This is a genomic window from Vreelandella nanhaiensis (assembly GCF_003990185.1).
Lineage (GTDB): Bacteria > Pseudomonadota > Gammaproteobacteria > Pseudomonadales > Halomonadaceae > Vreelandella > Vreelandella nanhaiensis.
The window spans coordinates 545,100-559,171 of the sequence record NZ_RZHF01000004.1 but is presented as its reverse complement, the minus strand read 5'-3'; the positions used below and the strand labels follow the sequence as shown (position 1 = coordinate 559,171).

Sequence of the window (14,072 nt, the reverse complement as noted above, 5' to 3'; positions counted from 1 at the left end):
AATGTATGCGAATCATTTACATTCACCTCATATGATTTATGAGGTGTCGCCATGTACGTTTGTGTGTGCAAGGGAGTAACCGATCATCAGATACGCCAGCAGGTAAGCGACGGAGCTCGCAGCTGGCGAGAAGTGCGTGAAGCAACTGGCTGCGCAACCCAGTGCGGCAAGTGCGCCTGTTATGCCAAATCGCTTACCAAAGAAGCGCTACAGGAAGCACGTATGGACGCAGATATGGGTCTCGCTTACGCTGTGTGACGCGAATCACTCTTGTTAGGGTTATCGTTAGCAAATAACTGATTTGTTTGAATTTTTATTCCTCTTCTCTATACTCTCAGAAAGCTGGGAGTATGCCTTTGCATGGCCTATACTCCTTCATTAACGTAACTGCTTGATTGGTTAGATTAACTATCGGTATTGCAGCGAAAAAGGTGACGTCATGAAAGGTGATCCCCAGGTAATCCAGCATCTCAACAAAGCATTAGGCAACGAGCTTATTGCCATCAACCAATACTTTTTGCACGCCAAAATGTACAAGGATTGGGGCCTGAAAGCGCTAGCCAAATGGGAATACGACGAGTCCATTGAAGAGATGCAGCACGCTGACAAGCTGATCGAGCGCATCCTGTTTCTTGAAGGTATTCCCAACCTGCAGGATCTTGGCAAGCTGCATATTGGCGAAAACGTTAAAGAGATGCTGGAAAGCGATCTACGTATCGAACATGATGGCCGCAACGATTACATTGTAGCGATTACCTATTGCGAGAGCGTGAAAGACTACGTTACCCGCGATCTGCTGCGCGATCTGCTCGCCGATGAAGAAGAACATATCGACCATATTGAAACCGAGCTGAAGTTGATTGAGCAGGTAGGTATTCAGAACTATATGCTGCGTCAGATGCAGCTGGCAGGCGATCACGAGTAAGCGCTAAATCGAGAGCAGGGCTTACCAACGCGTCGCTTAAACGCCGCGTACACAAAAATGCCCCCGATGTTTCGGGGGCATTTTTTTGCCTAGCTCTTGCCTAGTTATTGCCTAACCATCTGCATGGGCCATTTAACGGGTTGGCTTGTTTGAACCTACAAAGCTTGAAAGCGACACGGCCAGTACCGAAAGCAGCACCAGCGCAAGCGCTGGAATCAGCACCGCCCAAGGAGCGCGTTCAATATAAGGCATGCCTTCTGCTAGCACTAATCCCCACTCCGGCGAGGGTGGCCTTGGTCCTAGGCCCAAAAAGCCCAGTGCCGCAAGCGCCAAGGCGACCCCGGGCAAGCGCAGCATAGCGTGGCGAAATACCGGACCAATTACTGCAGGAAGAATATAACGACTCATCAAGCGCAGTTGCCCTACCCCAAGAATCGGCGTTATCCGCACGTGAGGCTGAGCTTTTACCTCGGTGACCAGCGCCGCCGTATGTGCTGCAAGCGGTGCCCAGGCCACTGACGTAACAGCAATAATCGCGCCGCTGGTGCTAGGCCCAATCAAACCAGCGACGATAAGACCTGCAATGGTGGGCGGCGTTGCCTTGGTGATCTCAATGGGGCCCGTGGCAACCCGTGGGGCCAAGCCAATCAGAAGCCCTAAAATCAGCGTGAAAAATACCACGACAACCGCCATGCCAATCGTGGATAGCGCGCCATGAGCCACCCGCGCCAGAATATCTCGGCCGGTGCCATCCGCCCCCAAGGGCAGGCCAAAACTGGGCGGTTCCAGACGCATAAACGCAGAGCTAAACGGGTCACGGGTAATACCTGCCACCACCAGTACACACAATAGTGTGACCGCAGTTGCCGGAACGATCCATGTTCTACGCGATACGCTCTGCTCGCTATGGGCAACGGGCAGGGCGCCCAGCCGAAACGCCCGACCAAGCAGCAGGGCGCGGCCAATATTAGCAAGGCTGCCCAGCACAATGGCAATCACCAGCAGAATGAGAATGCCGGTCTGCAGCGCAGGCATGTCCTGAGCCGATGCCGCGCCCAGCGTGGCCCGTCCAAGGCCTGGAATCGAAAACACCTGCTCAACGGCAATCGCACCGCCGGTCAAGCCCACCATGACCATGCCCACCTGGGGCATAAGGCTTGGAAGCGTACGGCGTAGAACGGATAACGTAATACGGCGATGGGAAAAGCCTGCCACGCTCCAAGTCGCCACCCAGCGCTCGGTAAAGGTGGCCGATAGGCCATCGCTGAACAGGCGGCCCAGAAGCCCCCCGGCGGGAAGACCCAAGGCGAATGCCGGAAGTACTGCATAGCTCAAGCCACGCCAGCCATAGGGCGGCAGCCAGTTGAGCCAGGCGGCAAAGACTACCAGCAGCAGCGAGGCGAGCAGGAACTCGGGCAGCGCCGTTAATGCTGCACCCACGGCGCCTGACGAGCGGCTGATTTGGCCACGTAAACCGCGCCGAACGACCGGCAGGCAGATAAGCGTTGCGGTAACGACGGCCACCAGCATGGCAAAGCCCATCAGGGTAAGCGATACCTGAGCGCTTTTAAGCATGCCGGGCAGCACCGGCGCCCCCGAAATCCAGGAGTTGCCCGCATCACCATGGAGAAGTCCCATTAGCCAGCGCTGCAGCATCTCCAAGGGCCCAGACTCCAGGCCCAGCTGCGCCCGAATAGCGGCTAGCGCTTCAGGTGTTGCTTCCTGCTCGGCAGAGCGCGCTCGTAAGATGCTCAATGCCGGGTCGCGGCCCGAAAGCCACGGCAGTAGCCCCACCAGAACCACAACACCGGCAAGCGTCACCAGTCGTGATAGCAGCGGAATAAACGGCTCGATGCGTAGGCTGCGCCACAGGAATCGCGATGTTGCGTTGATCATGTGTGGCGCGCCTTCAAGACTCGCTATCGGTGTCGATAGCGGTTTTTTCGGTGATCAGCATACGTTCACGTGGGTCGCGCTCGGCGTTGGCAACCCGCGCCGACTCGCCCTGAATGACTCGCTCATGCAGCATCGGAATCGCCGCATCGGTGCGCAGAATGGCGGTTTCAGCGGCAATGATCGCCTGGCGGCGCGCCTCGCCGGTGGGCTGCTGGGCCGCGTTGGCAAGCGCCTCATCAACGGCCGGGTCGCAAAGTTGGGCGATATTGAAAGAGCCCTCGCAGGCGAAATCGCTATACATGTAGGCCACCGGGTCGCCGGAGTCGAGCACGGTGGCACGCGATAAAATAAAGGCGTCAAACTCACCGGCCAAAGCGTCAGACTCGATATGCGCGTACTCACGCACTTCCTGAGTCACCTTGAAGCCCGCGCGGGTGAGCTGCTGCTCAAGCAGCACGGCAACTTCAGGCAGCTCAGCACGGTCGGTAAAGGTCGCCAGGGTAATTTCGGTGCCGCCAGGAGCTTTGGGGGCGGTGCGGTTGTCAATCGGCGAGCGGTAGGCGCTTGCCCAGGCCAGCGCCGGGCCCAGCAGACCTTCGGCAATATCGGCACGGCCTTCGTAGACGGTATTCACAATGGCCGAGCGATCAATTGCTTCACGAGCGGCCGCGCGAAGGCCAGGGTCGGCCATGGGGCCCGATTGGGTATTCAGGTAGAGCGTATTGGTACGGGGCATCGGTACTTCGTGTACCAGCGCCTGGTCAAGCAGCGCCACTTGAGAAACCGGAATGGCTTCAACCACATCGGCGGTGCCGGTTCTTAGAGCGGCGGCCCGCGCCGTACCATCGGATACGTAGTCGGCATCAATCCCGGCAATGGTGGCGGGTTCGCCCCAGTAGTCGTCGAACCGGTCAAGCTTGGCACTGGTGGTACCGTTGATCTCTTTCAAGACAAAGGGGCCGGTGCCCGCTTCAATGGGGTTCACCCGGCCATCTTCGCCGTAGGCACCAGCTGCCAGAATCGCCAATTGCGGGCTAGAGAGACGGTTGGGAATCAGTGGATCGGTTTTTTCGGTACGTACGATTACGGCGTTATCACCATCGGCCTCGACGGTCATATTGACGCCATCCAGAATCCGTGGCTTTGGGGCCGCCTGGGTAGCGGCGTTCAGAGCGTTCACCACGTCATCGGCGGTCAACTCGGTACTATCATGGAAAATCACGCCGTCGCGAATCAAAAAGCGCCACGTCTGGTCATCCAGCTGCTCCCACTCGGTCGCCAAAAGCGGCTGTGGGTCGTTGTTGGCATCCAGGCGAATCAGGGTTTCAGCGTTACTCCAGCGCGATAGCTTAAAAGCGTCGTCGGATAACGGGTTCAACCCTGAACGCGGCGGCTGAAGCATCGCCACGCTAATACGCTCACCGGCGTCTGGCGAGTCAGACGCCGCATCACGCTGGTCATCAAAGCAGCCGGTGAGGAGAAGCGGCGTAGCCAGGGCAGCGGGTAAAGATAAGCGAAGCTTTCGGCGTAACATCGTAAAGTCTCCAACTTTTTAATTTTATTAAAAACATGCAGTTAAATAAGTACGCCACGCGCGCGAAAAGCAAGCGCTACGCTGGCAAATGGATTATTAATCGCGGTGTTTAATCGAAAGCTCGCTATAAAAGCGCCTCCACGTCAGCCGCATTGCAGTGCGGATAAGCGCAGGTGGGCAATTGAGAGACTGCCTCGATCAAATCAAGCGTTATGGGGTGGCGAGGCGTACGCCATAGTTCCGCAGTAGGACGGTCTTCAACAATCTTGCCGTCATCCATCACTAAGGTACGCTTGCAAAGGTTGGCGACCACGGATAAATCGTGTGACACCATCAGCAGGCCCGTGCCGTTCTCATCGCTAAGCCTTTTAAGCACGTTAATCACCTGAGCGCGTACCGGTAGGTCAAGCCCGCTAAGCGGCTCGTCGGCCAGTAAGAAACGCGGACGGGTGGCGATCGCCCGGGCAATCGCCACCCGCTGGGCCTGGCCACCGGAAAGCTCATGGGGCTTACGGTCCAGAAACGGGGCATCCAGACCAACTTGTTCCAGCGCTTCACGGGTGCGCTCTTCAGGGTTGCACTTCACCTGAAGCCGAATCAGCGGCTCGGCGACTAGCGCGCGCACGCTCATGCGTGGGTCAAGAGATGAGGCAGGGTCCTGGGGAATATACTGAACCGCCTGACGGTACCACCGCAGCCGGGCGATAGAGGCAGGGCGCACCGCCTGGCGTTGACAGGTAATGGAGCCGGTATCCGGTGCTTCAATGGCCAGAAGCGAGCGCAGCAAGGTGGTTTTGCCCGAGCCGGATAAGCCCACCAGCCCCACACGCTCGCCGGGGTAAAGCGTGAGGTCGATATCGCTCATTATCCGCTTGCGCTCACCCGCCCGCCAGAACACCTCACGCGGTAGCGTGACACTCTTATTGAGTCCGCGTGCCGAGATAAACGCTTCTCTACCCACCAGTGCTTCCTGACGGCTAAACGGTATGGGGCTTTGCATCTAGGCGCTCTTTAAGTAATCAATAGGCATTCGCTCGGTAGCCCCCATCAGCTCTGCTGGCTGTACGCTGTGTGCCGCGGCCACCAGCTCCTGGGTAAAGCGGTGCTGTGGAGCGGTAATCAGAGTATCCAGCTCGCCGCTTTCAATCATGACACCGCGCTCGATAATCACGGCGCGTTGGCAGAGCTGGGCGGCGGCGTGCAGATCGTGAGTAATAAACAGCAGGGAGGTGGCTGTTTTATCGGTATGTTCACGCAGCGTGCGAAGTACCTGTGCCTGGGTGACCACATCCAGTGCGGTCGTAGGCTCATCGGCCACAAGCAGCGAGGTTTTACATGCCATGGCAAGCGCGATACACACGCGCTGGCGCTGGCCGCCGGAAAGCTCGGCCGGCGTGCGTTTAATAAGACGCTGTGGGTCAGGAAGGCCCATGGCCTCAAGTAGCGCCATGGTGGCCTGCACGGCCGCCTTACGCGATAAGCCGTGGTGGCGTGTAAAGGGTTCCCGCAGTTGGGAGCCAATGGTCACCAGCGGGTTAAGCGCCGAAAGCGAATCCTGAAACACCATGGAGACGCGGGTTTCATTACGGCGCTGAGCGGCAGGGGTATGGATAACTTCCTGGCCAAGAAGACGGATGCTTCCCTGAACACGGGCATTAGGAGGCAAAAGCCCTAATACCGCTTTAGCGGTAAATGATTTTCCCGACCCCGATGCGCCCAGCAGGCACACACGCTCATCCGCCATCACATCAAAAGAGAGCCCCTCGACGACCAGCTGTTGGCCAATTTGAATGCGCAGGTCACGCACGGATAACACGGGGTTGCTGCACATTGACAACATCTCAAGCTAAGCCATTAAATCGCAAGTAAAGTTATGATATAACATTTTTTGTGCGAACAGCAATACGCGACAACCCAGGCCAAGACGTCAATCGGAAAGGCGAGGACGAAAGAGGTAGGCAAAACATAGCAGGCATAAAAAAAGCGCTGAATGTTCAGCGCTTGATAATGGCCGGGCAAGGCTGCCCGGCAGGTATGACGTTATTTAGCGGAGGCAGCGAAAGCTTCATCGCTGAAGTTATTAGCCGGCTCATCCACGGTAAAGGTAGCGCGGCTCAAACGACGCACACGCTTCATGAACAGGGCGATGCAAACCAGGGTGCCGAGGGCAGCCGCCGCGTAGCTCCACTGCAGTGGCAGGCCAAAACCAATCGGCGCGTAGGCGATGTAGGTAAAGGTCGCCATGGTCATGAAGACCGCCGGAATCGAAGTGATCAGGTACGGCTTGCGTGAAAGCACCAGGTACATGGTGGCGACCCACAGGGCAATGACCGCGGTGGTCTGGTTGGCCCAGGAGAAGTAGCGCCACAGCAGGGTGAAGTCCATGTGCGTCAGAATGTAGGACATCGCAAACAGCGGTAGGGCAATCAACAGGCGCTTGACGATCGGGCGCTGGTCAATTTTCAGATAGTCCGCAATGATCATGCGTGCACTACGAAACGCGGTGTCGCCTGACGTGATCGGCAGCACGATAACGCCGAGTACCGCCAGCGTGCCACCCACGGCGCCCAGCATGGTGGTGGCGACTTCGCTGACCACGGCCGCCGGGCCGCCCGCAGCGAGCACATCGGAGAGGCTTTGGTCGCCATGGAACAGGCTCATGGCCGCTGCCGCCCAGATCATCGCAATCACACCTTCGGTGATCATCATGCCGTAAAAGATCTTGCGTCCGTTGGTCTCGTTCTCGGTGGTGCGCGAAATGATCGGGGTTTGCGTGGCATGAAAGCCGGAAAGCGCGCCGCAGGAAATGGTTAGAAACAGCAGCGGGAAGATAGGCGCACCTTCCGGGTGCATGTTCTGGAACGAAAGCTCGGGAATTGGCGCGCCGGTGACCACCAGGCCGATACCGATACCGGCGGCGCTGAACAGCAGCAGGGCGCCGAAATAGGGATAGATGCGTCCGATGACCTTATCTATCGGCAAAAGCGTGGCGATCAAATAGTAAGCGAAGATCGCCAGGATGATGGCCGTCAGCGACAGCGGTATCATATTGTTGAGCAAGGCCGCCGGTGACGTCACGAAGACCGTACCCACAAGCAACAGCAACAGAATGGCGAAGCCGTTAACGACATGCTTCATCATCTTGCCCAGGAATTTGCCGGCCAGTTGAGGCAGGTGAGCGCCGTGGTTGCGAATGGAGATCATGCCGGTGAGATAGTCGTGTACGGCACCGGCGAAGATGCAGCCGACCACGATCCACACAAACGCGATGGGGCCATACAGCGCACCCAGGATTGGCCCGAAAATAGGTCCGACCCCGGCAATATTAAGTAGCTGAATTAATGAGTTGCGCGTGGTATTCATCGGCACGTAGTCGATGTCGTCACGCATGCTGAAGGCGGGCGTCTGACGTTTTCGATTGGTCACGAAGACGCGTTCGACAAATTTTCCATAGGTAAAATAGCCCACGATCAACAGCAGGATCGATACAATAAATGTAATCATTTAGGGCACCCAAAGTGGTCAGAAGGGGGGATTAACCATTGACAGGTATGTTCGAGCTAATCAGGCAACGCCTTGTTTAGCCTTGCAGAATGTACAGAGTCATTGGCAAAACCGCTTTAAGACTTTAGTTGCCCACTGGGGGTGAGTATGGATGCAGGCAAGAAAACGGGCAGCTTTAAGCTGCCCGTTAATATAGTGATGATGTATAGCTTTGGCGTTACGACTCGACCACACCGCACACCATACGGCCTCCGCCACCGCCCAGGTGGGGCTCATCGGAATAGGTGTCGCCGCCTTCGTGGATCATCAGCGCACGCCCCGGCATATCTTCCATGCTCAGGCGCGGCGCCAGCAAGGGCAGATTGGCTTCTCCGTCATCGTTAACCGTCAGCACGGGCAGGTCGCCCAAGTGCCCATCGCCGTAAGGGCCCTGATGGGTGCCGGTTTCTTCAGGGTCGTAGTGGCCGCCTGCCGCTTGGGCGGCCGTCATTTCGCCGTCATCGTTTTCAGCCGGTTCACAGCTGGCATTTTGATGCACGTGAAAACCGTAAATACCGGGCTCAAGGCCGCTTAACGAAGGCGTCAGCAGCAGGCCGTGATCGGTCTGTTCCAGCGAAATGGTGCCAATGGACTCTTCAACACCATCCACGCTCACCTTGTGCATATCGACATCCAAGGTTTCGTTGGCGTGGGCAGCGGAGGCAAGCAGTAGTGAAGCCGCAATACCGGTAAGCGTGGTTGCAATACGCATGATGAACTCTCCTTTCCTGATCCATGGAAACGCGGGTTAAGCGTTGTTACTCAAGGTAGCTGGCTCTGCACGACTCCGCCAATCCCCTTGTCACAAGCATCCCCAGATGATTGGCGGTTAAATCCTCCGGCAGTGAGTGACATCTACCCGCCAAGCCGCGACAATAGCGCCTCGTTTTTTCCCCAGGAAGTGCTATGTCGGCCCTTAGAATCCTTTATCAGGATGAGCACCTTGTTGCGGTGCATAAGCCCTCAGGGCTCTTGGTGCACCGTTCGGCACTGGCCCGGGGCGAAACCCAGTTTCTGCTTCAACAGCTGCGCGATCAGTTGGGCCAGCGGGTATATCCCGTGCATCGCCTCGACCGGCCCACCTCGGGTGTCATCGTGTTTGCGCTCTCCTCCCACGTGGCCGCATTGTTAAGCGAAGCGTTTAGCGAGCGACAGGTTGAAAAGCGCTATCTGGCGGTGGTGCGTGGTAAAGCCCCCGCAGAGGCGCGCCTGGATTACCCGCTGCGCGAGGAAGACGGCACGCGTCCCAAGGCAGAAATGCCCGCGATGCCTGCCATGACCGATATACGCCGCCTGGATAGCGTGGAGCTGCCCGTTCAGGTAGATCGTTACCCGAAAGCTCGCTATTCGCTGGTGGAAGCCCGGCCGCTAACCGGGCGGCGCCACCAGATCCGCCGCCATCTTTCGCGGCGCGGCTACCCGATTATTGGCGATGCCAAGCATGGTAAAAGTATCCACAACCGCTTTTTTGCCGATAAGCTCGGGGCACCGCGCCTGTTACTCGCAGCAACTTACCTGGCGTTCGATCACCCGGTATTGGCAACGCGAATAGTCATAAACTGCGCTCTGGATGAGGCGATGACCACACTGTTTGATCATCTGGGATGGGCCGGTCACCTGCCGCTGGATAGTGTAAATGTGCCACCTCTGGCCGCCTCTTCTGCTTTTCAAGCGCTACCTATTGAAGAGCCGCTTGTTCAAGAATCGTCTGCTCAAGACCTGTCTGTTTACGAACGGTGAGTAAGCCCGCTATGTCATCTACTACTTTATCAAGCACGCCAGCAACGCCTTCACCGGCCTCGGCTGATTATGAATTTCGCTTTGGAGGCATTCGGCGCCTCTATGGCCAGCGCGCGGCCACCGCATTTCGCCATGCCCATGTAGTGGTCGTCGGCGTAGGCGGCGTAGGCAGCTGGGCAGTCGAAGCGCTGGCGCGCTCGGGGATCGGTAAGCTTACCCTGATCGATCTGGATGACGTGTGTGTCTCCAACGTCAATCGTCAGCTTCACGCGCTGGATGGCACTATCGGCAAACCCAAGGTAGACGTGCTGGCCGATCGCTGCCGCCTGATCGCCCCTGAGATCGAGATCGTCGCTGACACCGCGTTTGTCACACCCACGAACCTGGCCGAGCGCATTCCTGATGATGCCGATCATGTAGTGGATGCCATCGACAGCGTAATCGCCAAGGCGGCACTGATTGCCTGGTGCAAGCGGCGCAAGATCCCCATTACCGTGACCGGCGCTGCCGGTGGGCAGACCGATCCTACGCGCATTCAAGTGGCGGATTTAACCCGCACCGAGCACGACCCGCTCCTGGCCAAGGTGCGCTCGCGCCTGCGCCGTGATTACAATTTCTCCCGCAACCCCAAACGGCGTTTCTCGGTGGAATGTGTCTACTCCGACGAGCAACTGGTTTACCCCGGAAGCGACGGCGAAGTGTGCCTGCAAAAGCCCGGCAGCGGTGAAGCCACCCGCCTGGACTGCGCCTCCGGTTTTGGCGCGGCCACGTTCGTCACCGGCACGTTCGGCTTTGTCGCAGCCTCCAAGGTGCTCGAACGCCTGGCCAAAAAAGCCAACCAGCCAGCTACTCAAAAGGAAAGCGAATGACTGCCCCTGTTCCCGGTATCTACCGCCACTATAAAGGCGCACTTTACGAAGTGCTCGGCACCGCCCAGCACAGCGAGACCGAAGAACCGCTGGTGGTTTACCGCGCGTTATATGGTGAGTACGGGCTGTGGGTTCGCCCCCTTGAGATGTTTTCTGAGACCGTCACCAAAGACGGCCGCATCCAGCCACGCTTTGCACTTGAGAAGGCGTTTTAGTTGGCTTTTGCTTTTTACTCAATATCTTCTTTGCTCAGAAAAAGGGGGGCTGCCTGCTTTATCGCTTTACTGAAGCAGTCGTGTTAATACGTCATAGCTCTTATATTCTTTATATGGCTATGGTTATAGCATTACTTGTCTAAATGGTAGGCTGTTGCACTATCATTTATTAGGCGGTCAGGAGACAGCATGAAGACGTTTGCACGTTCAGCGAGTACGGGTGAGGGAATGCCGGAAGTGGTTGGCTTTTTTGATCCGCGTACGTTTAGCGTTCAATACATCGTCAGCGACCCGGCCACACATAAGTGCGCGATTATCGACCCGGTGCTGGATTTTAACGAAAAATCCGGCGCCACCGCCACCCACCATGCCGACGAGCTGCTTGCCTATGTGGCGAAGCACGGCTTGAGCGTGGAGTGGATTTTGGATACCCACCCCCATGCGGATCACTTCTCCGCAGCGCAGTATCTAAAAGAGAAAACCGGCGCGCCGACCGCGATTGGCCAGCACATCACGCAAGTACAGGCGCTGTGGAAGGAGATTTATCACTGGCCGGACATGCCCGCTGATGGCCGGCAGTGGGATAGGCTGTTTGCGGCAGGGGATACGTTTAACATTGGCGAATTAAGCGCTCGCGTGCTGCATTCACCTGGCCATACGTTGGCCTCGATTAGCTATGTCATAGGCGGTGCGGCGTTTATCCACGACACGCTGTTTCAGCCGGATTTTGGCACCGCGCGGGCTGATTTTCCCGGCGGCGATGCCCAGTCACTCTGGCATTCCATTCAACAAATTCTTGCGCTCCCCGACAGCACCCGCCTGTTTACCGGCCACGACTATATGCCAGATGGCCGCGAGCCCAAGTGGGAAAGCAGTGTTGCCGAGCAGCGGGAGCATAACCCGCATCTAACGGGCAAGTGTGAGGCCGACTACATCGCCCTGCGTCAGCAGCGCGACAGCGAGCTGCCCATGCCGAAGCTGATGCTTCATGCACTGCAGGTGAATATTCAGGGTGGGCGCTTGCCGGAGCCTGAAGCCAACGGCAAGCGCTACCTGAAAATCCCCCTGGATGCTTTAAAAGGGGCGAAGTGGGACTAGCGTGAATGGGCTGTTTAACAAGCCCAGCGGATTAGCCGCTTGAACAGCGCGGTGCCTTAACCCTGGCGTAGCGTAATACGGGTGAGCTCCGAAGGCTTGCCCAGACGCAGCGCAAAGCCAGGCCAGAGCCCGGTGCCGTTGTTCACGTAAAGCGTCATTCCGTCAACATCGTACATGCCTGACACAAAACCGTTATTGGCCCGGGCCACGATACGATCAAACCCCCAAATCATGCCGCCATGGGTGTGGCCGGAAAGCTGCACGTTGACTCCAGCTGCGGCTGCGATGGCGGCGTCAAAAGGCTGGTGGTCGAGCAGGATGATGGGCGCATCGGTCGGTGCGCCCGCAAGCGCCTCTTTTACATCCGGTGCGGGCCAGCCAGTACGGGGTGCTCTTAAATCGGTAATTCCAGCAAGTACTAAATCGGCACCGTCTCGAGTGATCACGGCATGCTGATTGGCTAGCGTCTGCATGCCTAATGATTGGTAATGCGCCATCCACTGCTCATACCCAAAGTAGTACTCATGATTGCCGGGACTTGCATGGACCCCATCAGGGGCTGAAAGCGCTTGAAGCGGTGCCACGTCGACCCGCCGGGCTTCAAGATCGCCGTCAATCAGGTCGCCGGTAATCACGATCAAATCAGGCGCCAAGGCGTTGGTTTTGGCAACCACTGCTTCGACCCAAGGCGCTTCAAATAACCGGCTAATATGCAGGTCGGTTAAATGAATAATTTGATACCCGTCAAACGGCGCTGGAAGTCCATCAATGGTGATCTCAACCTCCTTCAAGGGAGGTACACGCGTCGCCTGGTTGACCGCAAACGCTGCAATTCCAAGAGCAATAACCCCGATGGCGTAGCGCAGGGAAGCAGGGATTGTGAGTCGCCTTCTTTTGATCACCATCAAGAAAATGGTCACCAGGTCGACGGCTAGCTGAAATACGGCGAGTAGAAGAAGCGTGCCAAACACCCAGTTAATCGCCAGCACCATGGTTCTGGGTACCTCGGGGGAAAACATGCTGCCGAAGGCCAGATACGTTAGCAGATGATGCTGTGAAACAAGCAGCAGTAACGCGCTGAGTACAATTTTAATCCAGAGCGGCCAGCGTAGCGGCGCCAGGTAACGGGCAATAACGATCAGGCAGGGTATGGCAACGATGAAGTGAAACATCAATGGCGCTCGTGTAAGGGAATGGGCGTAGTTATATAGAGAAATTACTAAATTAGCTATTCGGCAAAAACAGTAGGATTGTTTGAATTGACGCTAACTACTGTTTTAAGTATCTCCTTTAATTACTGCCACCAGACAGGCGTCTTTCTCGCCAGTTATCCCACGGCGGTACAGGCCCGACCATCTCGAACAGATGATCCAGAAAAACGCTGACTTTTCGGGTATGCAGGCGCCGCTGAGCATACAGCACGTGAATATCGCGCTTGCCGGGGGCGACCTCGCAACGCCACGCTTCAAGTACGGGTAGTAGTTTTTTTGAAGCCAGCTCATCGGCAATTAGCCAGGTAGGAAACATGACGAACCCCTGGCCCATGAGCGCTGCTTGCACCAGGCTCCCGGCATCGTTGCTATAAAGGGAGCCATCGACTTTGCAGGTAATGGGTTGCGGCTGCTCGGGGTGGTAGAAGTACCAGCGCTGGCGGCCCATTTCGCCTTGGTAAAGCAAGCAGTTGTGCTGGCTTAGGTCATCTGGCGTATTCGGCGCGCCAGTGTGCTGTAAATAGCTCGGCGCAGCGGCCACCACGTAATTCATAGGCGCCAAGCGACGCGCCACCAGCGTGGTGTCTGCCAGTTCGCCAACGCGAAACGTGATATCGATGCCCTCACGCACCGGATCGGTTAATTGATCGGTGAGCATTAGCTCAACCTTGATAGCGGGATAGCGCTGCTGAAAGTGATGCAGAATCGGCATTATTTGGCGCTGGCCGAAAGCGACCGGCGCGTTTAAGCGCAGCACACCTGAAGGCTCGGTATCCGGCGCCATCAGCGCTTCGGTCGCTAGATCGAGCTGTTCAAGAATCTCGCGTACGTCCTGGTAATAGCGTAAGCCCGCCTCGGTCAGTGTGACCGCTCGCGTGTGCCGATAGAGCAACTGCTGACCCAAAGACTCTTCCAACGACGCGATTTGGCGCGAGACGGATGATACCGCGCGATGAAAATGACGAGCCGTGGCGGTAAAGCTGCCGGTTGCCGCAACGCGCTCAAAAACGCGTAATGCATTGAGATCCATTGAGTTGCGCC

Annotated in this window: 14 protein-coding genes; 6 read left to right on the top strand and 8 right to left on the bottom strand. The window is 57.0% G+C overall.

Features of this window, described 5'->3' with window-relative positions:
* Positions 1–51 precede the first annotated feature (51 nt).
* Together ELY38_RS03010 and bfr are read left to right on the top strand one after the other, a co-directional pair.
* Positions 52–258, top strand: a complete 207-nt coding sequence (locus ELY38_RS03010; protein ID WP_127060017.1) for a bacterioferritin-associated ferredoxin — start codon at positions 52–54, stop codon at positions 256–258.
* A gap of 181 nt (positions 259–439) precedes the next feature.
* On the top strand, positions 440–925 hold the full coding sequence (bfr, locus tag ELY38_RS03005; protein WP_127060016.1) for a bacterioferritin: 486 nt from the start codon (positions 440–442) through the stop codon (positions 923–925).
* A 132-nt stretch (positions 926–1,057) separates the two neighbouring features.
* Here the strand turns inward: bfr and ELY38_RS03000 are convergent, their stop codons facing one another.
* The 6 genes from ELY38_RS03000 to sodC all read right to left on the bottom strand — a co-directional run bounded on the left by ELY38_RS03000 (position 1,058) and on the right by sodC (position 8,610).
* The gene (locus ELY38_RS03000; RefSeq protein WP_127060015.1) at positions 1,058–2,821 is read right to left on the bottom strand and encodes an ABC transporter permease subunit; all 1,764 of its coding nucleotides are present in this window, start codon (positions 2,819–2,821) and stop codon (positions 1,058–1,060) included.
* Positions 2,822–2,834: 13 nt separating this feature from the next.
* Complete coding sequence (locus tag ELY38_RS02995; protein ID WP_127060014.1) at positions 2,835–4,355, bottom strand: ABC transporter substrate-binding protein; 1,521 nt, start codon at positions 4,353–4,355, stop codon at positions 2,835–2,837.
* A gap of 124 nt (positions 4,356–4,479) precedes the next feature.
* Positions 4,480–5,355, bottom strand: a complete 876-nt coding sequence (locus ELY38_RS02990) for an ABC transporter ATP-binding protein (RefSeq protein WP_127060013.1) — start codon at positions 5,353–5,355, stop codon at positions 4,480–4,482.
* Entirely contained in the window at positions 5,356–6,186 is an 831-nt protein-coding gene (locus ELY38_RS02985) for an ATP-binding cassette domain-containing protein (protein WP_127060012.1), read from the bottom strand.
* Between the two features lie 209 nt (positions 6,187–6,395).
* Positions 6,396–7,859, bottom strand: a complete 1,464-nt coding sequence (locus ELY38_RS02980; protein ID WP_127060011.1) for a carbon starvation CstA family protein — start codon at positions 7,857–7,859, stop codon at positions 6,396–6,398.
* Between the two features lie 217 nt (positions 7,860–8,076).
* Positions 8,077–8,610, bottom strand: coding sequence for a superoxide dismutase family protein (gene sodC / locus ELY38_RS02975; protein WP_127060010.1), 534 nt, complete (start codon positions 8,608–8,610; stop codon positions 8,077–8,079).
* Between the two features lie 194 nt (positions 8,611–8,804).
* Between sodC and ELY38_RS02970 the strand changes: the two genes are divergently transcribed.
* From ELY38_RS02970 to ELY38_RS02955, 4 genes are all read left to right on the top strand, one after another.
* Entirely contained in the window at positions 8,805–9,638 is an 834-nt protein-coding gene (locus ELY38_RS02970; protein ID WP_127060009.1) for a pseudouridine synthase, read from the top strand.
* An 11-nt stretch (positions 9,639–9,649) separates the two neighbouring features.
* Positions 9,650–10,507 (top strand): tRNA cyclic N6-threonylcarbamoyladenosine(37) synthase TcdA, encoded by an 858-nt coding sequence (gene tcdA / locus ELY38_RS02965; protein WP_127060008.1) that lies wholly within the window; start codon positions 9,650–9,652, stop codon positions 10,505–10,507.
* On the top strand, positions 10,504–10,722 hold the full coding sequence (locus tag ELY38_RS02960) for a DUF1653 domain-containing protein (protein WP_127060007.1): 219 nt from the start codon (positions 10,504–10,506) through the stop codon (positions 10,720–10,722). Before tcdA ends, ELY38_RS02960 begins: the two co-directional genes overlap by 4 nt.
* 189 nt (positions 10,723–10,911) lie before the next feature.
* Positions 10,912–11,820: an MBL fold metallo-hydrolase gene (locus tag ELY38_RS02955; protein WP_127060006.1), complete on the top strand. Its 909-nt coding sequence runs from the start codon at positions 10,912–10,914 to the stop codon at positions 11,818–11,820.
* A 56-nt stretch (positions 11,821–11,876) separates the two neighbouring features.
* Here ELY38_RS02955 and ELY38_RS02950 read toward each other — a convergent pair whose 3' ends face one another.
* Positions 11,877–12,992, bottom strand: a complete 1,116-nt coding sequence (locus tag ELY38_RS02950) for a metallophosphoesterase (RefSeq protein WP_127060005.1) — start codon at positions 12,990–12,992, stop codon at positions 11,877–11,879.
* A 118-nt stretch (positions 12,993–13,110) separates the two neighbouring features.
* Entirely contained in the window at positions 13,111–14,061 is a 951-nt protein-coding gene (locus tag ELY38_RS02945) for a LysR family transcriptional regulator (RefSeq protein ID WP_127060004.1), read from the bottom strand.
* Between the last annotated feature and the right edge of the window lie 11 nt (positions 14,062–14,072).

Bases quoted from the DNA above. Each gene is read 5' to 3' on its own strand.
- ELY38_RS03010 (WP_127060017.1), top strand. From the start codon at position 52: ATGTACGTTTGTGTGTGCAAGGGAGTAACCGATCATCAGATACGCCAG.
- bfr (WP_127060016.1), top strand. From the start codon at position 440: ATGAAAGGTGATCCCCAGGTAATCCAGCATCTCAACAAAGCATTAGGC.
- ELY38_RS03000 (WP_127060015.1), bottom strand. From the start codon at position 2,821: ATGATCAACGCAACATCGCGATTCCTGTGGCGCAGCCTACGCATCGAG.
- ELY38_RS02995 (WP_127060014.1), bottom strand. From the start codon at position 4,355: ATGTTACGCCGAAAGCTTCGCTTATCTTTACCCGCTGCCCTGGCTACG.
- ELY38_RS02990 (WP_127060013.1), bottom strand. From the start codon at position 5,355: ATGCAAAGCCCCATACCGTTTAGCCGTCAGGAAGCACTGGTGGGTAGA.
- ELY38_RS02985 (WP_127060012.1), bottom strand. From the start codon at position 6,186: ATGTGCAGCAACCCCGTGTTATCCGTGCGTGACCTGCGCATTCAAATT.
- ELY38_RS02980 (WP_127060011.1), bottom strand. From the start codon at position 7,859: ATGATTACATTTATTGTATCGATCCTGCTGTTGATCGTGGGCTATTTT.
- sodC (WP_127060010.1), bottom strand. From the start codon at position 8,610: ATGCGTATTGCAACCACGCTTACCGGTATTGCGGCTTCACTACTGCTT.
- ELY38_RS02970 (WP_127060009.1), top strand. From the start codon at position 8,805: ATGTCGGCCCTTAGAATCCTTTATCAGGATGAGCACCTTGTTGCGGTG.
- tcdA (WP_127060008.1), top strand. From the start codon at position 9,650: ATGTCATCTACTACTTTATCAAGCACGCCAGCAACGCCTTCACCGGCC.
- ELY38_RS02960 (WP_127060007.1), top strand. From the start codon at position 10,504: ATGACTGCCCCTGTTCCCGGTATCTACCGCCACTATAAAGGCGCACTT.
- ELY38_RS02955 (WP_127060006.1), top strand. From the start codon at position 10,912: ATGAAGACGTTTGCACGTTCAGCGAGTACGGGTGAGGGAATGCCGGAA.
- ELY38_RS02950 (WP_127060005.1), bottom strand. From the start codon at position 12,992: ATGTTTCACTTCATCGTTGCCATACCCTGCCTGATCGTTATTGCCCGT.
- ELY38_RS02945 (WP_127060004.1), bottom strand. From the start codon at position 14,061: ATGGATCTCAATGCATTACGCGTTTTTGAGCGCGTTGCGGCAACCGGC.